General features: G+C 64.2%; 18 protein-coding genes and 1 pseudogene. 12 read left to right on the top strand and 7 right to left on the bottom strand.

From position 1 onward, the window contains the following. Positions 1–4 precede the first annotated feature (4 nt). On the top strand, positions 5–2017 hold the full coding sequence (locus tag QM609_RS10460) for a YhgE/Pip domain-containing protein (RefSeq protein ID WP_007734572.1): 2013 nt from the start codon (positions 5–7) through the stop codon (positions 2015–2017). On the opposite strand, the gene QM609_RS10455 is transcribed toward QM609_RS10460, so the two are convergent. Further along, positions 2014–2592, bottom strand: a complete 579-nt coding sequence (locus tag QM609_RS10455; RefSeq protein ID WP_054187985.1) for a nucleotidyltransferase family protein — start codon at positions 2590–2592, stop codon at positions 2014–2016. The genes QM609_RS10460 and QM609_RS10455 overlap by 4 nt on opposite strands. Positions 2593–2657: 65 nt before the next feature. On the opposite strand from QM609_RS10455, the gene QM609_RS10450 reads away from it, so the two are divergent. The 3 genes from QM609_RS10450 (at position 2658) to QM609_RS10440 (ending at position 4457) form a co-directional block, all read left to right on the top strand. Continuing rightward, positions 2658–2903, top strand: a complete 246-nt coding sequence (locus QM609_RS10450) for a helix-turn-helix transcriptional regulator (protein WP_007734566.1) — start codon at positions 2658–2660, stop codon at positions 2901–2903. Beyond that, positions 2900–3388, top strand: coding sequence for a hypothetical protein (locus QM609_RS10445; RefSeq protein ID WP_054187986.1), 489 nt, complete (start codon positions 2900–2902; stop codon positions 3386–3388). The genes QM609_RS10450 and QM609_RS10445 overlap by 4 nt, the downstream gene beginning before the upstream one ends. Before the next feature lie 85 nt (positions 3389–3473). Further along, entirely contained in the window at positions 3474–4457 is a 984-nt protein-coding gene (locus QM609_RS10440) for an LLM class F420-dependent oxidoreductase (protein ID WP_007734562.1), read from the top strand. A 4-nt stretch (positions 4458–4461) separates the two neighbouring features. On the opposite strand, the gene QM609_RS10435 is transcribed toward QM609_RS10440, so the two are convergent. Beyond that, a complete protein-coding gene (locus QM609_RS10435) occupies positions 4462–6684 on the bottom strand; it encodes a VanW family protein (protein WP_076948598.1) in 2223 nt (740 codons plus the stop codon). Between the two features lie 294 nt (positions 6685–6978). Next, positions 6979–8334 (bottom strand): acetyl-CoA C-acetyltransferase, encoded by a 1356-nt coding sequence (locus QM609_RS10430; protein ID WP_003945465.1) that lies wholly within the window; start codon positions 8332–8334, stop codon positions 6979–6981. A 130-nt stretch (positions 8335–8464) separates the two neighbouring features. Here QM609_RS10430 and QM609_RS10425 point away from each other — a divergent pair, with 130 nt between their 5' ends. Continuing rightward, positions 8465–9811 carry a 3-oxoacyl-ACP reductase gene (locus QM609_RS10425; protein WP_003945596.1) on the top strand — a complete coding sequence of 449 codons (1347 nt, stop codon included), beginning with the start codon at positions 8465–8467 and terminating at the stop codon, positions 9809–9811. Beyond that, positions 9811–10674 (top strand): MaoC/PaaZ C-terminal domain-containing protein, encoded by an 864-nt coding sequence (locus QM609_RS10420; protein ID WP_007734551.1) that lies wholly within the window; start codon positions 9811–9813, stop codon positions 10672–10674. The genes QM609_RS10425 and QM609_RS10420 overlap by 1 nt, the downstream gene beginning before the upstream one ends. 116 nt (positions 10675–10790) lie before the next feature. Here QM609_RS10420 and QM609_RS10415 read toward each other — a convergent pair whose 3' ends face one another. Further along, positions 10791–11390, bottom strand: coding sequence for a TetR/AcrR family transcriptional regulator (locus tag QM609_RS10415; protein WP_003945885.1), 600 nt, complete (start codon positions 11388–11390; stop codon positions 10791–10793). A gap of 72 nt (positions 11391–11462) precedes the next feature. Further along, positions 11463–12641, bottom strand: a complete 1179-nt coding sequence (locus tag QM609_RS10410; protein ID WP_047269558.1) for a glycoside hydrolase family 3 N-terminal domain-containing protein — start codon at positions 12639–12641, stop codon at positions 11463–11465. 101 nt (positions 12642–12742) lie between these two features. On the opposite strand from QM609_RS10410, the gene QM609_RS10405 reads away from it, so the two are divergent. From QM609_RS10405 to QM609_RS29205, 4 genes are all read left to right on the top strand, one after another. Further along, positions 12743–13210, top strand: a complete 468-nt coding sequence (locus QM609_RS10405; RefSeq protein WP_003945900.1) for a universal stress protein — start codon at positions 12743–12745, stop codon at positions 13208–13210. 45 nt (positions 13211–13255) lie between these two features. Next, positions 13256–14344, top strand: a complete 1089-nt coding sequence (locus QM609_RS10400) for an isochorismate synthase (protein ID WP_076948597.1) — start codon at positions 13256–13258, stop codon at positions 14342–14344. Between the two features lie 129 nt (positions 14345–14473). Beyond that, complete coding sequence (locus tag QM609_RS10395) at positions 14474–14647, top strand: DUF2613 domain-containing protein (protein WP_003945488.1); 174 nt, start codon at positions 14474–14476, stop codon at positions 14645–14647. Between the two features lie 43 nt (positions 14648–14690). Further along, the gene (locus tag QM609_RS29205) at positions 14691–19025 is read left to right on the top strand and encodes an alpha-(1->3)-arabinofuranosyltransferase (RefSeq protein WP_076948596.1); all 4335 of its coding nucleotides are present in this window, start codon (positions 14691–14693) and stop codon (positions 19023–19025) included. A gap of 23 nt (positions 19026–19048) precedes the next feature. On the opposite strand, the pseudogene QM609_RS10385 reads toward QM609_RS29205, so the two are convergent. Continuing rightward, positions 19049–20098, bottom strand: a pseudogene (locus QM609_RS10385) (acyltransferase family protein); the annotation flags it as partial. Between the two features lie 216 nt (positions 20099–20314). Here QM609_RS10385 and pgfA point away from each other — a divergent pair. Together pgfA and QM609_RS10375 are read left to right on the top strand one after the other, a co-directional pair. Further along, on the top strand, positions 20315–21448 hold the full coding sequence (gene pgfA / locus QM609_RS10380; protein WP_007734539.1) for a cell envelope lipid trafficking protein PgfA: 1134 nt from the start codon (positions 20315–20317) through the stop codon (positions 21446–21448). Between the two features lie 169 nt (positions 21449–21617). Then, the gene (locus QM609_RS10375) at positions 21618–22574 is read left to right on the top strand and encodes an ABC transporter substrate-binding protein (RefSeq protein WP_064074119.1); all 957 of its coding nucleotides are present in this window, start codon (positions 21618–21620) and stop codon (positions 22572–22574) included. Here QM609_RS10375 and QM609_RS10370 read toward each other — a convergent pair. Beyond that, positions 22555–23781, bottom strand: a complete 1227-nt coding sequence (locus tag QM609_RS10370; protein WP_042920247.1) for a lipopolysaccharide biosynthesis protein — start codon at positions 23779–23781, stop codon at positions 22555–22557. The genes QM609_RS10375 and QM609_RS10370 overlap by 20 nt on opposite strands. Positions 23782–23802 lie beyond the last annotated feature (21 nt).

The raw sequence follows: 23802 nt of genomic DNA, 5'->3' as shown, positions 1-23802 counted from the left end.
CGCGATGCTCGCTGGAATGTCTCTCGGAACCGAACTCAAGCGGTTCTCCCGCGGCGCGATGCCCAGGATCGCACTCGTCACCATCATCTTGATGCCACTGCTGTACGGCGCGATGTACCTGTGGGCGTTCTGGAATCCGTTCGGTGAGGTCAACAAGGTCCCCGTCGCGCTGGTCAACACCGACCGCGGCGCGATGGTGCAGGGTCAGGAGCTCAACGCGGGCGACGAGGTAAGCCAAGCGCTGCTCGATTCCGGTGAGCTCGATCTCCACCTGGTCTCGCAGCAGGAAGCCGCTCAGGGAGTCTCGGACGGCACGTACTACTTCTCTCTCACATTGCCTGAGAATTTCAGCGAGGCCGTCGCCTCCCCGACGACCAAGGACCCCCACAAAGCTCAGTTGCAGTTCACCTTCAACGACGTCAACAACTACCTCGGCACCATCATCGGCCAAAACGCCGCCCAGCAGGTCCTCAGTCAGGTCAGCGACAAGATCGGCGCGCAGTCCGTCGAAACAGTTCTGGTCGGATTGACCGATGCGGGTGCTGGTTTGAAGCAGGCCGCCGACGGAGCGCTCCAGCTCTCGGCCGGAGTGAACACTGCCAACGCCGGAGCCGGCGAATTGGCGTCGGGCTCGAAAACTCTGGCCGACAACATGGTTACCGCACGTGACGGTGCAGCCACTCTTGCCGGCGGTACAGCGCAACTCTCGACCGGTATCAACACCGCCACGGACGGCGTCCTCGCACTGACCGACGGTCTGGGGCAGCTCGATCTCGGAGCCGTCCAACTTGGCGACGGCGCAAGCCAACTCAGTGGTGGCGTCACCCAGGTCGTCGACCAACTGAGTGTCCTCGGGAACACACAAGCAGACGTCGCACAGCTGGTCGGGCAGGCAGTGGCCAGCCTTCGACTGAACCCGGATCCCGTCAGCCAACAGATCGCCAATGCCCTCGCGCCTGCCCAGGACATGCTGCGCACTCAGGGTTTCGGTGAAGCGACCATGGGCCAACTGGGCGAACTCAAGAGCGGTGCACAACAACTCGCCTACCAACTCGACGATCCGTCGAGCACCTTCCGAGCCGGGCTCAGCGCCGCGGCCAACGGCGGTGGTGAACTCCGCAACGGCCTGGTACAGCTGCGTGACGGCGGTCAACAAGTCAACGACGGCGCTCAAACCCTCAGCAGTGGACTGGTTCAACTCACCGACGGAAGCGTTCAACTCTCCGATGGTGCAGCCAAACTCGCAGACGGCACCGAGCAACTCCGTGCCGGGTCTGCCGAACTCGCGACCAAACTCACCGAGGGCGCCGGTCAGGTCCCCAGTTGGAGCGATCAGCAGCGAACCGCAACCGCTCAAACCCTCTCCAGCCCGGTCGAACTACAGGAGACGTACGAGAACCGGGCAAGCACGTTCGGTACCGGTTTTGCACCGTTCTTCCTGCCCCTCGCGCTGTTCGTGGGCGGCATCATCACCTGGATGCTGCTCAAGCCGCTCCAGAACCGGCCCATCGCAAACGGACTCGGCGCGCTGCGAGTGGTCCTCGCCTCGTACTGGCCGGCATTGCTCATCGGCATCTGCCAGGTGATCGTGATGTACCTGGTCGTGCACTTCGCCGTCGGCCTGCACCCCACACACGCCCTCGGCACCGTCGGATTCCTGATGCTCATCACTGCCACGTACATGGCGTTGATCCAGGCATTCAACGCCATCTTCGGAGTCTCCGTCGGACGCGTCATCACCCTGGCGTTCCTGATGCTGCAACTGGTTTCGGCCGGCGGCATCTATCCCGTCGAAACCACCGCGAAACCGTTCCAGATCATCCACCCCTTCGACCCGATGACCTACGCGGTGAACGGGCTACGACAACTCACCGTCGGCGGTATCGACTCGAGACTGTGGGTCTCGATCGCCGTCCTCGGCGGCCTTCTCGTCGCCTCACTCGGCGCCAGTTCACTTGCTGCACGCCGAAATCGGCAATGGACCATGGACAGGCTGCATCCGCCGATCGAAGTCTAGGTCAGGGTCTCCGGCCAAGGCTCCACGGTCAGCGCAGGCCATTCCCTGCGCCACCGTGCTGCCTTGGCCTCGTAAACCTCTCTCGGCGCCAGCACCGGGTTGGGGCGGACGATCATGTCGAAAAGATCGTCGTATCCATGCGGGGCATACACGTCCAAGGTCCCATCCGATCCCTTGGTGATCCCGAAACAGCAAGTTGTGGAAGCGAAGTGGTCGACAGCGTCGCGGCAACTGGTGAACGGAACGCCGGGAATCCCGAAATGCTGCTCGTACCACAGGTGCACGCGGGCTTCGTTGCGTACTTCGACATCGGCATCCACATCGGCGAACAGTTCTGCCGCCGAACGAATCACACGGTCCTCCGCGTCGTAGCTCAGATCGCCGGCGTCGAAGTAGAACAGGTCGTAGTCCTTGATTCCGGCGCCGAGATCACGGCCGTCGATGTGATTCCAGACGGTTTGGAAGAGCCCACCCGCCGTCAGGTACCACTCCGGCAATCCCAGCTTCGGCGCACGATCCACGATCGTTGCGACCACCGGATTGGCCAGGGCGATCTCGAGAAATCGTTCACGCATGCTCTTCAGCCTCTCATATGACAAGCAAACTTGACATCTAGTGACAAGTATTCTTTACTTTTTGCATGACTGGAAAGGCCGGCGACAACAACGTGCGGGAGCACCGACGCCTCGCCGGCCTCACCCAGGCGCAACTGGCCACGGCAGGTCAGGTGAGCAGACAGAGCATCGTCTCCGTCGAACGCGGTGACTATGCACCGAGTGTGTACCTGGCACTTCGTCTGGCCCTGGCGCTGGGGACCACCGTCGAAGCGCTCTTCCCCTTACCCGAATCGGAACTCACCACAGAAATTCCAGAGGAGACGGCATGAGCACCATGATGAAGGCAATGCGGTTCGTCGGAGATCTGGACGACGACTTCTACAAGGACGAGCGTCAGCGCGACGTCTGGAACGAAGCCTCGGCCGTGGGGTTCCAATTCGCCTACTGGATCACGTTGATCGCAGCGGCAATTCTGCCGTGGGTTGCCGGACGCACCGGCGCATGGATTTCATTGGGTCTGGTCATCGGATGGTTTGTCTGTTCGATGGTGGTGCTCCGCTACGCGCAGGCCCATGACGTCGACGTCTACGCAAGCATGAAGGGTCTCCAACCCCGATCTCTCGTGGCTGGGTCCGTCTATCTGATCGCATTGATCGGCGTCGTCGCCCAACTCGTAGCTCATCCGGGCGACGGAATCGCGACTTGGGCCGGCGCTGGAGTCGGCGCACTCCTCGGCGCCACGGCAGCCGCACTAGGCGTAAAGCTTCACCAGCAGCGCGCCAAGCGACGCGACGCGGCCGAAGAACTTCTCTGACTTCCGGAAGTCTGCCCAGCACAACGGAATCCATAGAGTTGGTAAAATCGTGCCAGGTCAACCGATCGCGAGTAACGTCGAAACGGTGAGCACTCGCCTCGGATACCAGATGCCCAACTTCAGCTACGGCGGTCCGGTCAAGGACCTCTTCCCCACCGTCATAGCGCAGGCCCGCGAAGCCGAAGCCGCAGGCTTCGACACTGCATTCGTGATGGATCACTTCTACCAACTCCCCGGAATCGGAGCGCCGGACGCCCCGATGCTCGAGGCCTACTCGGCGCTCTCCGCGCTGGCGACGGCCACCGAGACCATCCAGTTGTCTGCACTGGTCACGGGAAACACCTACCGCAATCCGCCCATGCTCGCCAAGACCGTCACCACCCTCGACGTGGTGAGCGGCGGTCGGGCCATCCTGGGCATCGGCGCCGGTTGGTTCGAACTCGAACACAATTCGTTCGGATACGAGTTCGGAACGTTCACCGAGCGCTTCCAGAAACTCGACGAAGCACTGCAGATCATCGCGCCGATGCTCCGCGGTGATCGCCCCACCTTCGACGGCAAGTGGTACCACGTCAAGGACGCCATCAACGAGCCTCGCGTCCGCGACGACCTGCCGATCCTGCTGGGCGGTGGCGGTGAGAAAAAGACGTTCGGCCTCGCCGCTCGCTTCGCGGATCACCTCAACATCATCTGCGACCCGTCGGAACTGCCGCGCAAGATGGAAGCACTTGCGGCACGCTGCGACGAAGCCGGTCGCGATCCCGCAACCCTCGAGACCAGCTTCCTCACGTTCATGATGATCGACGAGGACGGCGACAAGGCTCGCGCCCATCAGCGAACGTTTCTCGCGGAGCGTGGCCTCGACATCACCACGGCGCCGGAAGACGTGGTCGCCAAGGCCACCGAACGCCATTTCGTCGGCAGCCCGGACGACGTCGCCGAGCAGGTTCAGACGCGCATCCTCGACCACGGCATCGACGGCGTCGTGATCAACCTGATCACCAACGGCGAAGAGCCAGGCATCGTCGACCTCGCGGGCCGCACCCTCGGCCCACTCGTCGGCAAGTAGTTCCCTACTCGCACTTCACGATCGGCACCGGGTCGTACTTGACGGTTCGGGTGTTCGAGGAAATCTCGGCGCCACTCGCGTGGTCGGTGATCACGCGAGTGTCGCTGACCGTGAACCCGGGCGCACCGCTCGAAGCCACACAGCCAGGCCCCTCCGGCAAGGTCACGGTGTTCGGCGACGTCGGCGACGTCCGCGGGCCGGTCGTCGACGTGACATCGACAGTTTTGGTTCCCCAGATCCGAACGGTGATGTTCGACGACGTCGCAATCGTCTCGATCATCACGCCGGTCTTCGCCGGATTACGGAACTGCAGGTCGATCGCACCATCGAAGATGGTCGCCTCACGAGCCTCGGGGTACCGCGAGATGTAGTAACTGTGCTCGGTGTGCGCGACGTCCTCCATACCTGCGAAATACGTCGCGTTGTAGAGCGTCGTCGCGAGCTGGCTGATACCGCCGCCGACAGCCTTGTCCGGGCGACCGTTGTTGATGATCCCCGACTCGATGTATCCCTGCGCCGCACCGCGCGGGCCCGTGTACTCGTTGAGCGAGAACGTGTCACCGGGCTTGATCACGGCCCCGTCGATCTCCGACGCGGCCAGGCCGATGTTCACACCAGACGCGTATTCGAAACCACCGGTAGTGAATTCGCCGATCACCTCGTTGATGCCGAGGGCCTCCGCGGCTTCGGTGGTCAACGCCGGCGGGACCGGTCCGTACACGGCGGGCGTTGCCCGAGAAGCCGTGCTGCCCAACAGAACCGGAAGTTCCTTGACCGTGTCCGGCCAGTTGATCAGATCACCGACGACACCGGGCACAACCGACGGTTTGCCACCGGCGAAGGTGAACGACGCGTCCTTGGGTTGTACTTCCGTCGACGCCAACTGCGGAGTCAGAATCTTGATCGCAGCATCCGTGTTGTACTGCGGAGTCAGCCTACCCGAGCCGTCGGGTGTGAAGGTCAGAACCTCGCCGATCTGATCGACGCCGAGTGTCGCGACCTTGCCGTCACGGCCGTTGACCACTACGTCACCCGAGACAGCTGGAATAGCGATCTCCTGCAGCGCACGATCGACACCGGCCTGAGTGACCGTCACCGGAACCTCGTCGACCGGAAGATCGACGACGCCACCATCGGACCATTCAGCGGCGAAGGTCGAACCCGCCTGCTGCGTTTCGAGCGCCTGACCGGCAGCGGGCGAAACACCAGTCGCCTTCCCGTTCTCGAACACGACTGCACCTTCGACGGGCGCACGATCGCTGTTCGCCGCGAGCTGCGCCATCGACGCATCCAACGCACCCTGGTCGATTGCCGACACCACGGGCACCTCGCGGGAGCCGAAGAACGACGTGATGCGGGTGATCGGGTTGATGGGCTGAGCGTTCACGCCCGACAGCGTCGCCGACCAGTCGACGTCCACACCCGCAGACGCGGGAACGATCTCGGAGTCGACGCCGCCTGCATGTACCGCTACCGGTTCGACGAGCCTCGGGCCGAGTTGGGCGCGCAGCGTGGCTTCCGCGTCGGCGGGCGTGAGATCACCGATGTCCACCCCGGCGACCTGAGTGCCGCGTGGTGTCTTCCCGAACGAGGTGAAGATGTCCACTCCGTAGGCAATCGCTGCGACGGCAAAGATGGCGCCGACTGCTATCGCCGGTTTGACCCACTTGCGGGAAGACTGCGAAGCGGGCGCCACCGGTTGTTGCGGCGCCGGGGGTGCAACTACCTCTGGTTCTCGGACAACAGGCTCGTACTGCTGCTGGATGGGTTCGAGTTGCTGGGTGTCGTACTGCTGCACGAACTCGGGACGCGGCGGCTTCGGGGGAACCACCACTGCCGGGGGCTCGAACTGCTCTGTCTGCTCGTCGATGGCTTCTGTCGCCGGAGCCGAGTCGACTACTTCCGTCGGCGGTGCGTCCTCCGCTGGGACGACAGGGATGACGGTGGTGACCTCGTTTGCCGATTCGTCGACTGTCGCTTCCGTGGAATCGCTTGCTTCTTCGTCGACAGGCCTTGGTGCTTCGGCTGGTTCAGGTTCTACTGATTCAGCCTCGACAACGGCCTCAGTGTCCTCAGGGGCCTCGGGTTCCTCGACCGACTGGGGTTCCTCGACCGACTCGGTCTCTTCGACCGCCTGAGGTTCCTCGACCGACTCGAGTTCCTGTTCCGGGAGGGACGAGTCCTCGCTGTTCGTCTTCTCGACGGACGGACCCTCTTCGTCACTCACCTGTTGGCTCCTCGCTGCATCAACCGTCGCTGCGGCGCTCACCGACAACTCAATACAGGATATCCGGACATACGAGAGCCCCGCGCTGCTGCCAGGTCGGGGGTCAGGCAGCAACACGGGGCTGTCATGAATATCGGTAGCTATTCTGCAGCGTTACACGCCTGCGCGAAAAAGTTTGCAAAGAGTTCGGGGATCCGGCCACCCCTCGTGGCCGGATCCCCGATTACGCATCCCCTCGCGACGATCACTGCAGGTGAGCGCAGTTTTCAGTCGCATGGGGAGATTGTGGAGCGGTTACCGCTCGATGATCGCCGTGACACCCTGGCCACCGGCCGCACAGATCGAGATCAGGCCGCGGCCCGAACCCTTCTCCGCGAGCATCTTTGCGAGGGAAGCCACAATACGTCCGCCGGTCGCCGCGAACGGGTGACCTGCAGCCAAGGACGATCCGTTGACATTGAGCTTGCTTCGGTCGATCGATCCCAATGCGCCGTCGAGGCCGAGGCGTTCCTTGCAGTACTCGTCGGACTCGAAGGCCTGCAGGGTTGCCAGAACCACCGAAGCGAAGGCTTCGTGGATCTCGTAGTAATCGAAGTCCTGCAAGGTCAGACCGTTGCGGGCCAGCAAACGCGGGATCGCGTACGTGGGAGCCATGAGCAACCCGTCTTTGCCGTGGACGTAGTCGACGGCAGCGGTTTCGGAATCGACGAGGTGCGCCAGAACCGGAAGATTGCGCTCGGCTGCCCACTCGTCGGTGGAGAGGAGCACTGCAGAAGCACCGTCGGTGAGCGGCGTCGAGTTGCCTGCCGTCATCGTCGCGTCGCCGAGCTTGGTACCGAAGACGGGCTTGAGCGTCGACAGCTTCTCGACGGTCGAACCGGGACGGAGGTTGTCGTCGCGGGTCAGGCCGAGGAACGGGGTGACGAGGTCGTCGAAGAAGCCGCGGTCGTAGGCAGCTGCCATGTTCTTGTGGCTGGCAGCGGCAAGTTCGTCCTGGTCCTCGCGCTTGATGCCGAATTCCTTGGCAGTGATCGCAGCGTGGTCACCCATCGACTTGCCGGTGCGAGGCTCGCCGTTGCGCGGAATCTCCAGGCCGAGCATGCCCGCACGGACGTTGCCGAGCAGCTTGATGCGGTCGCCCGTGGACTTCGCGCGATTGAGGGAGAGCAGGAACTCGCGTGCCTGATCGTTGACGCCGATCGGAGCGTCGGACGTGGTGTCCGTGCCGCCGCCGATGCCCGAATCGATGCGGCCGGCCGAAATGGCGTCGCCGACGGCGATGATCGACTGCAGTCCCGTGCCGCACGCCTGCTGAAGGTCGTACGCCGACGTGTACGGGCTCAGCGCGCTGCCGAGAACGGACTCGCGAATGAGATTGAAATCACGGCTGTGCTTGAGCACCGCACCACCGACGACCATGCCGAGCTTCTCGCCCTGCAGATTGAATCGGCTCACCAGACCGTCGAGCGTCGCAGTGAACATGTCCTGGTTGGACGCCTGTGCGTACGCCTTGTCCGAGCGTGCGAACGGAATGCGATTTCCGCCGACGATCGCAACCGGACGGCGCTGACCTGCAGAATTTGCAGCGGCTGCGGCCGGTGCAGTGCGCGGTGCGGCGGGCTTTGCATTTGAACGGGCTTTGCTTGTCACTTGCGTCTCCAAGGATGGTGCGATTACCTGTTGAAGACTATTCTTACTCAGTAGTAAGTTACTTGTCTATCGCCGCATTCTTTCGATTGCCCGGTGAGAGACAACCCGAAACACAACAGAAGGTAGGACCGTGGCAGCCAGCAAGGGAGCTCCCGACCTCTATTCACAGTTCCTCTCGTCCGCCCCCGGCGCATTCATCGCGTCGAAGGCCGGCCTGCCCAGGCCCGAGAACCTGCGTCGCTACAAAGCAGGGGAACCCGCACTCGCCGGACCTGTCCTCATCGGCGGCAAGGGTCGACTCGCAGAACCACTTCGCGTACTGCTCTCCGACTACCCGGCGGCTCAGGCACACGACAGCAGCTTCGGTGGACTCGTGTTCGACGCCACCGGAATCACTCAGGTCAGCGAGCTCGAGCAGCTGTTCGAGTTCTTCCAGCCCGTAATCCGCAACCTCGCACCGTCGGCTCGCGTCGTCGTTCTCGGCACGACGCCGGAAGAAACGTCGAGCGTCGACGAGCATGTCGCGCAGCGCGCTCTGGAAGGCTTCACCCGCAGCGTCGGCAAGGAGATCAAGCGCGGCTCCACCGCTCAGCTGGTCTACGTCTCCCCCAAGGCATCCACCGGACTCTCCGGCGTGGAATCGACTCTGCGCTTTCTCCTTTCGGCAAAGTCCGCCTTCGTCGACGGCCAGGTCATCGTCGTCGGCGCTGAAGATTCCGTCGCGCCCGCAAGCTGGGACAAGCCGCTCGAAGGCAAGGTTGCCGTCGTCACCGGCGCAGCCCGCGGTATCGGCGCCACCATCGCCGAGGTCCTGGCCCGCGACGGTGCGCACGTCGTCTGCGCTGACATCCCGGCCGCCGGCGAAGCGCTGTCCGAGACCGCGAACAAGGTCGGCGGCACGTCCCTCGCCCTCGACGTCACGGCAGCCGACGCAGCCGAGGTCCTCGCAGCTCACCTCCTCGAGCGTCACGGCGGAGCGGACATCATCGTCCACAACGCCGGCATCACCCGCGACAAGACCCTCGCCAACATGGACGAGGGCCGTTGGAACATGGTCATGAACGTCAATCTTCTTGCACCGCAGAAGATCACCGAGCACCTCGTCGAGAAGGGCGCCCTCAAGGAAGGCGGCCGCGTCGTCGACGTCTCCTCCATCGCCGGCATCGCGGGCAACCGCGGCCAGACCAACTACGGCACCTCCAAGGCCGGCGTCATCGGTCTCGTACACGCCGAAGCTCCCGTCCTGGCGAAGAAGAACATCACCATCAACGCCGTCGCACCGGGCTTCATCGAGACCGCCATGACCGCAGCCATCCCCTTCGCCACCCGCGAAGCCGGCCGCCGCATGAGCTCGCTCCTGCAGGGCGGCGAGACCGTCGACGTCGCCGAGACCGTCGCATACTTCGCCAGCCCGGCCTCCAATGCCGTTACGGGACAGGTCGTTCGCGTCTGCGGCCAGAGCCTCCTGGGCGCATGATGGCAACAAAGACCGTCGCGCTCACCGAGCAGCCGAAGACCCTCGACATCTACTCCCGCGCGGTACTGGGATTGTTGCCGTGGAACAAGTCCAACTCGCGCTCGGTGCCACAGCAGACCTTCACCCTCACCGGACTGAAGGTCGACACCGACAATCTGGCGGCGTACTGCCGCGTGACCGGACTGCGGTTCGGCGACACTCTGCCGATCACGTACCCCTTCACCTTGGCCTTCCCGACCGTGATGAAGCTGATGGTGTCGAAGGACTTCCCCTTCGCCGCCGTCGGCTCCGTTCACGCCGAGAACGTCATCGAATCACTGCGGCCCATCTCCGTCAGCGAACCGCTTGACCTCTCGGTGCATGCCGAGAACCTGCGTGAGCACCGCAAGGGCCTGCTGATCGACGTGATCACCGAAATTCGGGTGGGACGGGAACTGGTCTGGCGACAGACCTCGAGCTTCCTGAACCAGCAGAAGACCTCCCTGTCCGGCCAGCCCGGTCCGGAGCCCAAGGCCGACGAGGTCCCGCCGATGCCGATGAGCACCATCCGCGTCGACCAGACCACGATCAGCAAGTACGCCGCTGTCTCCGGCGACCGTAATCCGATTCACGTCTCGTCTCTGGGCGCGAAGGCTTTCGGTTTCCCGAAGACCATTGCTCACGGAATGTGGAGTGCCGCGGCAGTTCTGCGGACCGTCGAGGGGTCCGTCGCGGACAAGGTCACCTACAGCGTGCGTTTCGGGAAGCCGATTCTGCTACCGGCGACGCTGAATGCCTACGCTGATCGCACCGACGACGGCTGGGATCTGTCACTGCGCCACCCGAAGAAGGGTTACCCGCACGTCACTGCGACGCTGCGCTGACCTAGGACTGAACTGGGTTGGGCTGGTGCGTTTCCGACCCCGCCCCGACAGTGTGAACGTATCGCTCCCCCTGTTCAACAAGGGGAGCGATACGTTCACGCGATGTGACTGGGTGGCTATTCGGACTTCTTCTTGCCCGACAGACCGCGCCACGCGAGGGATTCGAGTAGATCCGCTGCAGCATCCACTTCGATTTCCCCACCCGCGACCCGGTCCGCTACCGCCTCACCGGCGCCGACGAGCGCGATGGCAATGATCCCGTAATCGTGCGCGGCATCAGGATCCTTGGTGCTGGACTCGAGCAGATGCGCGGTCAACTCGATCAACCGATCGCGACTGGACTGCACGGTGCCCGCAAAAGCCTGCTGCCCGACGGCCTGACGGTAGAGCACCATCCACGACTTGCGGTTTGCGCCCACGAACCCGAGGAAACCCTCAAGAGCGGCGCGCAATTGTTCACGCGGAGTCAGGTTCGGCGCGCCGGCCGGGGCGAGTGCTTCGAGGAAGCGGAGCCCTTCGCGATGGATGCACGCGGCAAACAACTCTTCCTTCGAGCCGTAGTACAGATACAGCATCGGCTTCGAGATCTCGGCCTTGGCCGCGATGGTGTCCATCGAAGTTTCGTGAAATCCCCTGTCGGAGAACACGTCCACAGCCGCGTCGAGCATCTGCTGCTCACGCACTGCGCGTGGCAGTCGCTTGGTACCGCCGGCCATGCTTCCTCCAACCACAGGGTAAATGTCGATCTTACTCTACGGTAAGATTGCGCGTCGAATCCTGACTTCGACTCAGCAGGTCACGGCACCTTTGGCAGCGGCAACTGTGACCACAGCCTGATCGACCCGCGTCTGCGGAAGCTCACCCGACGCGACGGCCTGCTCGAGATGATCGAGAACCCGCGGAACGTCGTCGGTGGTCAGCCACAATGCCTGATCGACTCCAGCCACCAGCGCAGCCTGAACCGCGTCGGCAATATCGTATCGGTCGGTGATCGCCTGCATGCCGCTGAGGTCGTCGGTGAACACCGGGCCGGTGAACGGCGCTGCGCCGTAACCCACTCCGTCGCGAAGCAACGCAACGGCTGCGGGGCTGATGCTGGCAGGGATACCGGGCTCGGTCAGACCGGGAACCTCGAGGTGACCCATCATGACGCCGACTCCGGTTCCCGACAGCTCACGGAAGGGAATCAGGTCCGACGCGATCAGATCCTGTAGCGGCGGCGTTGTCACCTCACCCCGGTGCGAGTCACCCGACGCGCTGCCATGCCCGGGAAAGTGCTTGATCACCGGGAAGATTCCGGCATCGCGCATGCCCTGCGCGTACGCACCGGCGTAGGCAACCACGGTCTGGGGGTCGTCGGAGTACGAGCGGTCCCCGATCACGGAGTCGTCGGGTTGGCTGCTGACGTCGACGTCGGGTGCGTAGTTGACGGTGATCCCGAGATCCTTCAAACCGCGTCCACGCTCGAGTGCCATCTGGTACGTCTGTTCCACTGTCATGGTCTGCGCCGTTTCCCTGGCCGACGGATCGGGCCCGAGGATGTCCGCGACGCGCGAAACCCGTCCACCTTCTTCGTCGATCGTCACCATCAACGGCAACTTCGACGCCGAAGCAACCTGCGGCACTTCGCGATTGGTGAGCATCGACTGATCGGTCCAACTTCCGACGAATATGCCGCCGATCTCCTCGTTCTGCACTATCGACAACGCGTCGTCGGTCCCGGTGACGCCGACGTTGAGCAGCTGGGCAAGTTTCTGACGCAAGGACAGCGAGGCTAGAAGGTCACTACCGCACGACGCGGCGACGGGTGCGGAGCTCGATGCCGCAGGCGTCGACGTGATCTCGGAGGTGGTGCTGGTCGGGGCGCTCGAAACCGGATCGGCGGTCCCGTTTTCGCCCGAGCATCCCGCAACCAACCCTCCGCACAATGCAATGGTCGTTGCAGCCTTCAGAAACTTGATCCGCATACCTCGACCGTAACGGACCCGGTACCCATACACTCCCTCACGGGCACATCGGGACGGTAGCCTGGAAGAGAACCGATTCCCCCGCTGACGAGGAGGTCGTGATGCCACAAGGTCTGATGCTCATCGCGTACGACGGTTCCGACAACGCCAAGCGTGCAGTCGACTATGCGGGGCGTTTCCTCTCCGCCAATCGTGCTGTTCTCGTCACTGCCTGGGAGCCCATGGTTCGCCAGGCCGCTCGCATGTCCGGCTTGTCCGGGGTGATGCAACCGGAGTGGGTTCCCGACGACGACGTCGAGGACATCGCGTACACCGACGCCAAAGTCACCCTCGCCGAGGGCGTCGCACTGGCCGAGGCCGCAGGCCTGACCGTCGAAGGTAGAAGCGCCGAGTGCCGATCCGCGATCTGGTCTGCAATCTGCGAAACCGCAGACGAATTGGACGTCGACATCATCGTGACCGGCACCCGTGGCACCACGGGTTTGCGGTCGCTACTGCAGAGCAGCGTCGCGGATCATGTTCTGCGTCACAGTCATCGGCCGGTGTTGATCGTCCCTCCGGGGAAGTGACCTTCGCGCATTCCTGATCCGTGGCCGACTAGTGTCGAAAGCACCATGGACGGTTTTGTTCTCTCGCGCCCCGATCACAGCGTGGTCACCCGCGGCGTACGACGCAGCTTCGACAGCTCCGACGCGGCCACCCACACTCTGTCGGCAGGTACGACAAAGCTGATCGTCGGAGCGCTCCCCTTCGACCCGGCTGCCGCAACGGCGTTGTACGAACCTGCCGAGGCGACGATCACGTCGCGGCCGTGGCAACCGCGCGATCCCCAGGCCCTGCCCACGACCCGGGTTGACCGGGAGATCCCGTCGTCGTCGGAGCATCTTCGTCGAGTGGAAAAGTTGATCGGACGCCTCCGCAGTGGAGAGATCGACAAGGTTGTCGCGGCTCGCACTGTGGAACTTCGCACGCAGACCCCGATCTCCCCAACCGCGCTCGCCGCACGCATGGCGGCGCTCAATCCCGTCGCCAACACCTTTGCCGTCGACCTCTCTGCTGCGGGAGCCGAATTCGAGGGCCACAGCCTGGTCGGCGCGACGCCCGAAGTATTGGTCAGTCGACGCGGGCGCGTCGTGACGTGTCGCCCGTTGGCCGGGACCACCAAGCGATCCGCCGACGCCGATCAAGACCGCGAGGCAGGCGAAAGCCTTCTGCATTCGACGAAGAATCTGGCCGAGCACGCCTTCGTGACGTCGTGGATCCGCCAGGTCCTGCAACCGATGTGCAGTGATCTGTCGGTGCCGGCAACTCCCGAACTGACCAATACTCACGAGGTCTGGCACTTGGCCAGCCCGATCCGCGGCACGCTGCGAAACGACACTACTGCGCTCGACCTCGCCATCGCGCTGCATCCGACGCCCGCGCTGTGCGGAACACCCACCGACGCGGCACTGAAGGTCATCCGCGAGACCGAGGAGCCTCGGCGTTTCTACGGCGGCGCCGTGGGATGGTGCGACGAGGCCGGTGACGGCGATTGGGTGGTTGCCATCCGCTGCGCCGAGATCAGTGCCGACGGCCGCAACGCCTGGGCCAGCGCGGGTGGTGGAATTGTCGCCGAATCGGATCCGCAGGACGAACTCGACGAGACATCTACGAAACTGCGCACTCTGTTGACCGCGCTTGGCGCCGAAACCCTCGACTGACCAGCACGTCACGAGGGTAATCGTCCGGATTCTCGAGTGCGGGTGATACCTTGACCCGAGCAGTTCGTACGGGCCGGTAAGTCCGTCCGACCGCGAACGACCGACTAACGACCAATTGGGAGATCCGCGATGACGAAGTTCCTTGTCCCCGGTGTGGCCAGCGCTGTCATCGGTGCCGTTCTGGGTGCCGGCGTCATCTTCGGTGTCACGGCCGCCGCGTCGGACAACACTCGTCCCGAGATCGACCGCAGCGGAAACGCAGATTCTTCCGTGCTGAACCAGGTTGAGTACGGCAGCCGCTGAGAGCGCAGGCCTCGCGAGTTCCCGTTCTTCCGCCGACGCAGCGGTGTCTTCGGTAGACACCGCCCCGTCGGCAGAGCCCCTGTCGAAGCGGTGGCTGTTCGGCGCCTCCGTCGTAGCGTTTCTTCTCACTTTTCTGCAATCGCCGGGTCTGATCACCGCTGACACCAAGTACGACCTGACGCAGAATCCGTTCGGTTTTCTCGAACGCGCCTCGCATCAGTGGAGTAGTCAGGCCCCGCTCGGCCAGGTTCAGAACCAGGCCTACGGATATTTCTTTCCGCACGGGCCGTTCTTCGCGCTCGGCGAGTTGGCGAACGTTCCGCCGTGGGTCACCCAGCGCATCTGGTGGGCGCTGCTTCTGATCGCGGGTTTCTGGGGCATCATCCGCGTTGGCGAGGCTCTCGGAATCGGCAGCCGTAGTTCGCGCGTCATCGCAGCGGTTGCCTTTGTTCTTTCTCCCCGCGTGCTGACCACTCTCGGTTCGATTTCCTCGGAAACCCTGCCGATGATGTTGGCGCCGTGGGTGTTGTTGCCGGTGGTTTTAGCCTTCGGCCCTGTGCGTGGAAAAGGAGTCCCTGGACTCCCTGACCACTCACGGGGGTTGAGGCGGTTGGCCGCACAATCCGCACTTGCCGTCGCACTCATGGGTTCGATCAACGCCGTCGCCACCGCCGCGGCCTGCCTGGTCGCGATCATCTGGTGGCTCTCGCACAAACCCAACCGAACATGGCTGACGTTCACCGCGTGGTGGGCGCTGTTCGTCGCTCTCGGCACCCTCTGGTGGATCGTGCCGCTACTTCTGCTCGGCAAGATCAGCCCACCGTTTCTCGACTACATCGAGTCCGCCGGTGTCACCACTCAGTGGGCATCGCTCGCCGAGATACTTCGCGGCACGGACAGTTGGACCCCGTTCGTCTCCCCCGAACGCATTGCCGGCGCCGTCCTGGTCACCCAACCCGCAGCAGTCGTCGCCACCGGCCTGGTTGCCGCCGCCGGCCTCGCCGGGCTCTGCATGCGGTCCATGCCTGCTCGCGGCCGGCTGACGCTCATCCTGTTCGTCGGTATCACCGGCCTGGCCGCGGGTTACGTGGGTGAACTCAGCTCGCCGGTGTCGGAGTCGGTGCGCCTGTTCCTCGACTCGGCAGGCGCGCCGCTGCGCAACGTCCACAAGCTCGAGCCGTTGGTCCGTCTGCCGCTGGTGCTCGGACTCGCACACCTGCTGGCCAAAGTGCCGCTGCCGGGATCGGTTCCACTCGCCCGATGGCGGCGTGCGTTCGCCCATCCCGAGCGCGAACCGATGGTCGCACTGACCAGCCTGATCCTCGTTGCCCTCACCCTCTCGACCGCCTTGGCCTGGACGGGAAAGCTCGCTCCCCGCGGTGCGTATCCGGACGTCCCCTCGTACTGGAACGAAGCAGCGCAGTGGCTCGAGGACAACACCTCCCCCGGATCGGAAGCCGAACGTGCCCTGGTCGTCCCGGGAGCGCCCTTCGGCAGCCAAGTCTGGGGTCTGACGCGCGACGAACCGCTTCAGGCGTTGGCGAGTACGCCGTGGGCAGTACGTGACTCGGTCCCGCTGACCCCTCCCGGCGCCATCCGAGCGCTCGATTCGGTGCAACGTCTCATCGCCGACGGACGTCCGTCGGACGGCCTCGCACAGACCTTGCTGGGGCAGGGCATCCACTACCTGGTGATGCGCAACGACCTCGACGGCGAAACGTCGCGCTCGGCCAGACCGATACTCGTGCACCAGGCGGTCGAAGGCTCGCCGGGGATCAAGCGAGTCGCCCACTTCGGTGAAGACGACAGCCCCGAACCGATCGAAGGGCTGGTCGCGGACAGCGATCTGCGGCCCGGTTACCCAGCCATCGAGATCTTCGAGGTCACCCCGCCCGACGGCACCACGGCGGTCAGCGGCCCGTACTCCGTCGACCTGAACCAGGTTCCGCGTGTACAAGGTGGGCCGGAATCGTCTGTGCGACTTCATGAAAGCGGGCTGGTTCCGGGGACCGGGCCGATGATTCTTGCCGCCGACGCCGAAGCTGCGGGACTGCCCGTCGATTCGGTCACCGTCACCGACACACCGCGCGATCGAGAAACCGATTTCGGTCAGGTCGACAACCACAGTTCCGCCCTGCGCACCCCCGACGACGCTCGTCGTACCTACAATCTGGTGCCCGACTACCCGGTTGCGAACACGCCTCTCGTGGAAGGCCGTTGGAGCGGAGCTTCGATCACCGTCTCCAGCGCCGCCTCGGATGCCACCCAGCTGGGCGGCACTTCACCGTCGAGCAGTCCCGCGTCGACGGTCGACGGCGATCCCGCCACCGGCTGGTTCAGCAACGGCATCGAGCGCGCACTGGGCCAGTGGTTGCAGATCGACTTCGACACACCGATTTCCAGTGGGTTGCTTCATCTGACCACCAGTGCCGCGGCAATCGGAGCTCCCGTCAAATGGCTCGAGGTCTCGACACCGAACGGCAGCACAGCGGTGAAGGTGGAGCGTCCCGGTGAGCCCATCACCGTCTCGATCCCGGGCGGCACCACTCCGTGGGTACGCATCACAGCGACTCACACCGAAAACGGATCGCCTGGAACACAGTTCGGCATCAGCGAACTCTCCGTCGAAGACTTCTCCGATCGCAGCGCACCGAAGACCGTACCGATCCGTTTCGACACGGTCCTGCCGAATACGCCGACGGGCGCATCCGTGAACGCCTGGAATCTGAGCCAGGAGTTCCCCGGTCGCAACGCGTGCGCGGACTCGACCGACCGCGTGCGGTGCAGCAATGCATTCATGGCGATACCCGAAGAGCCGAGCCGTTTCCAGCGCACACTCACGGTGCCCGAAAACACAGTCGTTACACCGACACTGACTGTCCGAGCGCGTCAGGGCAACGCCCTCGAAGATCTGCTTTCCGTCCCAGGCCGAATCACGGCTTCGGGTTCGAGCGACATCGGCGACACACGCGGATCTGCCTTCGCTGCCACCGACGGCGACGCACGCACCACGTGGTCGGCGCCGCAGAGCACCACCGAACCTGGCGGCCCGAAACCGACGCTGACTCTCAATCTTCCCGAGCCCACCCTGGTCACCGGCCTGGACATCACCCGGGGACTTGGCACTCTGCCGTCGCTGCCCACCAGCGTCGCGGTGAATCTCGGCAACGGGCCGCAGGTGCGAGAGCTGCCCGAACCCTCGGACGACACGCCTCGAACCAGTCGAATTACCCTCTCCCCCTTCGTCACCGACAAGATCGTCCTGAGCATCACCGATTGGGAACCGGTCCTCGATCAGACGGCGCTCGGCTTCGCCCAGGCGCAGCCCACCGGCCTCGCCGAGGTCGGCGTCATCGGTGCCGACGGAACCCCGATCGCCGGTTCGGGAGTGCAGGGCTCGGACTCATTCGACAACCGCACCGTCACCGTCACCTGTGGCGACGGTCCGACCATTTCGGTTGCCGGACAGCAATTCCCCACCTCGATCACGGCGACGGCGACGCAACTCCGGACCGGCGCACCCGTCGAGGCACGTGTGTGCGGTCTGGACGCGTCGGCGACGTTGCCGGCGGGCCAGCCCGAAGTGGTCGTCGAACCAGGCCCGGCATTCTCGGTCGACAACCTCGATCTGACGGCGGTCGGTCCTTCAGCCGCGCAACGGAATACACCGCTCGAATCGACCTCGTGGACGGCGAATCACCGGGAACTCACCGTCACGAACTCGTCCACCGATCAGCTGATCGTCAATCCCGAGAGCACCAGCATCGGTTGGATCGCCACGGCGCCGGACGGTTCCGAGCTGACGCCGGTGGTCGTGAACGGTTGGCAGCAGGGCTGGATCGTGCCGGCAGGCACCGCGGGAACCGTCACCATCGACTTCCCCAGCGACCGTTGGTACCGCCTCGGCATATTCGGCGGGCTCGTGTTGCTGATCCCGCTGCTGTTCGCGGCACTTGTCCCTACGCGCCGAGAGCCCAAGTCCCTCACACCACCCCGTCCGTGGCGCAGCGTCGCGGCAGGATGGGTGGGCGTGCTCGCGGCGGCCACCGTCATCGGCGGCGGAGTGGGAGCGGCGATCGCAGTTGTGTGCTCGATCCTCGGACTTGCCGCGCTGCGAATCTTCGGCCCGGCTCGGACCGCACGCATTCTCGTCGGCACCGCCGGCGTGGCCGCGATGATCGGCATCACGCTGCTCTCGACCGGACCGTGGCGAGCACCGGGCGGCTATGTGGGCGACTCGTTCGCGATTCAGTTCTCGATGTTGGTGGCCTTGGTCGTGACCGGGTTGGCCGCGTTGCCCTTTGCCGGTTCACCGATATGGCGGCGCTTCTCCCAGCGCGTCACCGCGACGCGCGCCGGTTCCTCCACCAAGGCGTAACTGGCCGAGGCCACAGCGACGCTCAGGACGACCGTCAGCGCCAGGACGTAGAAGAAGCTGCCCGAGAACGGAACTATGCCGAACACGGGGAACACAGCGTTCAGTACGGCCAGGTGCCAGATGAACAGGCCGTAGGACCAGCGTCCGATTGCCAGCGCCAGCGGGCTCGCCAGGAATCGATGCTGCGATTGATCGCGCAACACCAATGGCGCGATCAACGAAAAACTGATGATCGCGCCGAGTGCAATCTTGATCGCGTACTGCCACGGCTCCGGCCGCACCAGACCTTCGGGCCCGGCCAGATCGGTGCACGAGAGAACGAAGGCCACAAACGCAACAAAAGTCAGGAGCACCCGCCGGTGCGCGAGGCGATGCATCCACGTCGACGGGCCCACGGCCAACTCGGCCAGCACCATGCCTGCGCCGAACCACGGCAGGTAGCCCGGCAGCCAGTTGTCGTGGTGAATGGCGTCCGGAGTCGGGATCGGAATGAAAGCCCACGTCAGCGCCAACACCGACACCCCGAGCAGAAGCGGTAGCCGGAACCGGGCCGAGTTTCCGCGTAGTCGCACCATCAGATACGCGAACAGCGGCAGCAGAACATAGAACGCCACCTCGACCGACAGGCTCCACATCTGCGTGAGGCCCTCGGTGAGTGTCAACGGCACGAAGACCTGCGCCAACCCGAGATTCGCCAACCACACTTGGTAGCCCCCGCCGGCACCGGGCAGGAACAGCAGGATCAGGACCACTGCCACCCAGTACGCCGGCAGAATGCGCGTCGCGCGGGAGATCCAGTACCGGACGGTCGACTGCGGCTGCCCGATTCCGCGAGCCTTTGCCGCGTGGGGGCGCCACAGGAGAAATCCGGACAAGGCAAAGAACACCGCTACGGCGAGATCGAGTCGACCGAACGCGCGCCCGATCGCGCCGGACTGCGCTTCACCGGTTTGGAACGCGACATGGGTGACGAGGACACCGAGCGCCGCCAATCCACGCATACCGTCCAAAGCCGGAACGAAGCCCCGAGCCTGTGGCGGGACCGTCTGAGGGGAATTCGTGGAACTGATCATCACGGATAAGTGTGCACCCCAGGCCGATTGAGGGAAACCACCAGGGACTCACAACAAAATGCCTGGCCAATTCATGCCCTCATGCGACAAACCGGGCCGGTGGACTGTTAGTGTTCTGCCACACATGGTGTCCATCGGGGGCCCCATGCGATCTGCGCAGCTCATATTGTGCCGGTTGGGGAACCTCGAAAGACTTAACGGGTTAGGAGTCACAGCATGGCGGAACGCTCAGGGCCGAGCCGGATACTTCCTTGCATTCTGGTGGGCCTCGGTGCCTTCCTTTTGGCCATCGCCATCCTCATTCCTACCTACACGGTAGGCAAGCTGGAGAAGACGCCACTCGACCTCGAGGTGACCACTGTCGCCACAGGCACCGGTAGCGTCCTCAACTCGGCGGCCCTCCTCGGCGGAAAGGCACAGGTCGACACCAACGTGCCGATCGTCGCTCAGCGCTACGTCACCACGCAGGACCCGTCCGACGCCGACATCATCACCGTCGAAGCCGGCCAGACCGTCCGTCGTACCGACAAGCAGGGTGACACCGGACTGCTGACCGCAACCCTGGACCGCGTCACGCTCGATCGCGTCAGCTCGATGCCGACCAACGATCCGGTCGGAACCGTCCAGACGTCCAGCGACCAGCCCGCCGAAGAAGTTTCCCGCGACGGTCTGCAGTACAAGTTCCCGTTCAACACGGAACAGAAGAGCTACCCCTACTTCGACCTGAACGCTCGCGCCACGAAGGACATCGACTTCGTCGAAGAGACCGAGATCAACGGTCTGAAGGTGTACCACTTCCAGCAGACGATCGATCCCGTCGACCTGTCGAAGGTCGTCAACTCCCCCACCAACAAGCTGAGCCTGCCCGCCGACACCTGGGGCGTTCCCGGTGGCGCTACTCCGATCACGATGACGCGTTGGTACACCAACGTCCGTGACCTGTGGGTCGAGCCCAAGACCGGCGTCGTCGTCAAGGGCCAGGAGCAGTTGCACCAGTACTACGGACGCAACAAGGACTCGGTCGACGTCGAGGTTCTCAAGGTCACGCTGCCCTTCGACGAAGCAACCATCGAGTACCAGGTCCAGCAGGCACGTGACGGCATGGACAAGCTCTCGCTGTTCGGCCGCACAGTCCCGATCGTGGCAGGTGTGCTCGGCGTCATCGCGCTGATCGCCGGTATCTTCCTCGGCATTCGCGGCGGCAAGGGCGGAACTCCGGCCCGCGCTGCACACGGCGGAACGAACCAGAATCCCAGCGGCCAGGGCTCGCCCGAGCCGGCTCCGGGTGAGCACGACTGGACCTCGGACGACACTCAGGTGATTCCGCGTCCGGATCTGCGCAAGGACTGATTCAGACAGTAAGCAGAGCGCCCCTTCCACACGGAAGGGGCGCTCTGCTGCGTTTCGGGGCTTTGTTGCCGGATCGGCGTACGGATTGGCGCAACGGGTCGTTCCCTCCGCGTGGTTGCGGGCTTAGCGTTTTCTGGAAGTCCAGACCACCCCGAACACGAGGAGCCACATGCCCGCATCAACAGTTCTGGGTTCGCACATCTGTGTCAGCGATCTGACGCGACGGAGATTTGTTGTCGGCACGGCTGCATTCTCCGGGCTGTTCGCCGCCGGTTGCGCGAGGTCCGCCGGTACCGAGGGCGATTCGGCCGGGATGCGCACGGTCACGACCTCGCTCGGAACCTATGACATTCCGGTCACCCCGAAGCGCGTCGTCGCCATCGACTCCAGACTCGACCTCGAACCAGCCGTTGCGATGGGCCTGCCGGTCATCGCGTACAGCTTCGACGCCGCCGAGCCGTGGGTTCCGGCCGATCCCACGGCACAGGTGTTCGAGGCACCGGTCAACGTCGAGGCAATTCTCGCGCTGGAACCGGACCTGATCATCTGCACCGACATCGGTGAGGCCTCCGACATGTGGCCGCTACAGCAGTTGAGCCAGACAGCGCCTGTGCTTCCGATGGACTTCACGCGCCCGTGGCGCGAGAACATCGATCAGCTGGCGAGTTGGCTGAATCGCACCGAGAACCCCGACGTCCGTCAGGTCATCGGAGCGTACGAGGACAAGGCAGCCGGATTGAAGGAACGTCACGCCCCGAGCTTGGCGAGCAAGCAGATCGTGCTGCTGAACTACGTGAATCAGAAGGTCAACGGCGTCAACCGCAAGGGCATCTCCACGCAGGTGGCCGAAGACCTCGGCGTCCAGCTCCAGTGGCCGGTCGAGGGACAGAAGGAGATCTCTACCGAAAACCTCGTGACTGCTCTCGACTCGGCCGACGGAATGATCGTCACCACCGCGCCCGGCGTGGATCCCGTCAGCGACGACCGCGCGATGTGGAACCGTATCCGCGCAGTACAAGGCGACAACGTCGTCTACACGGGTGGGAACATCAACTACGGATCCGTCTACACCGCGATGCGTACGCTCGACTACTTCGACGATCTGTTCACGCGTCTGGAGAACTGACGCCGGTGTGAGGTGCCGGCCGGGCGCGGTCGGCACTTCGCACTGCGGCGACGGACACCGCCAACGCCGTCGTCGACGCAACCACCACGGCGACGCCGATCAACTCTCCCGGCGTCTTCGCCCACACCAGCATCACCGTCGCCTCCACGGCCAGTCCTGCCCACGCCAGAAGGGCCACTCGCGTGCGTTCTGACGCGATTGCGGACAGCAAGGCACCCTGGAGTACCGCTAGCGCTGCACCGTGCAGTGCGAAGGCCCACAGCATCGGAGCCACGGCGGCGTACGCGTCGCCCACGAGCATCGGCACCAGCGGGCCGGCAACCGCCGCCCCCAGAACCAACACGGCGCCGATGCCGACGAGCACAGCCAACGCCGAGCGAACCGCTTGCGCCGAGTGCGCCGGATTCGCCATCTTCGGGTACAGCACGACGCCCACTGCCTGTGGCAGCCAGAACGCCACCTTCGTCGCGACGGCGCCGAGTGCGTAGACACCGGCGTCGTATTCGCTGAGAACGACACGGACGATCAGCAGGTCCAGCGAAGACAACGCGATCAGCGCGAGCTGGACTTGTGACGCCGCGAGCACGGAGACGACGCCGATACGCACCGGACGGTCCTCGCTCACCGAGACGGTTCGGTCGACCACTCGAACTATCGCCACCAGCAACGCAGTTCCGGCCGCGCCCGCGACCAATGCCGCGCCTGCCCCGCCACCGAAAGCCAGAACGATCACTGCCGGAAGGACTTTCATCACCCCGGCCCCGGCCAGTACGGCGCTGAGAGTGCCGAATCGACCGTGTCCTTGCAACAACCCCTGCTCCGTGGCCAGCAGAACCAACATGGGCGCAGTCACCAATGCCGAGAACGACGCCACGATTCCGGTGTCGAGCAGCCACGCCATCGCCGGAGTGAGCGCCACCGCGAGGACGGCGACGATCGCGGTGCATCGATACCCCAACGACCGCAACGCATCTGTGCTCTTGCCACGCACCGCCTCGCGGGCGACCACCGTCTGCAACGCCAAAGCCGGAACCGCAAGTACCAACTGGGCGGCAAGCAGACTCGCGAACTCTCCGTAGCCGACCGGACCCAACCATCGGCTGGCCAACCATGCCAACAGGTACGACGCGACATTGGCCGTCATCGATCCCACCAAAACCATGCCGACCCCGGCCGCGGCGGCGCGATCGAGTGGTTGGCGAGGCATGGCAGTAATGATGCACCACGT

The sequence above is a fragment of the Rhodococcus sp. IEGM 1302 genome, from assembly GCF_030056935.1.
Classification (GTDB): domain Bacteria; phylum Actinomycetota; class Actinomycetes; order Mycobacteriales; family Mycobacteriaceae; genus Rhodococcus_F; species Rhodococcus_F qingshengii.
This window is presented reverse-complemented; position numbering and strand designations above follow the sequence as displayed.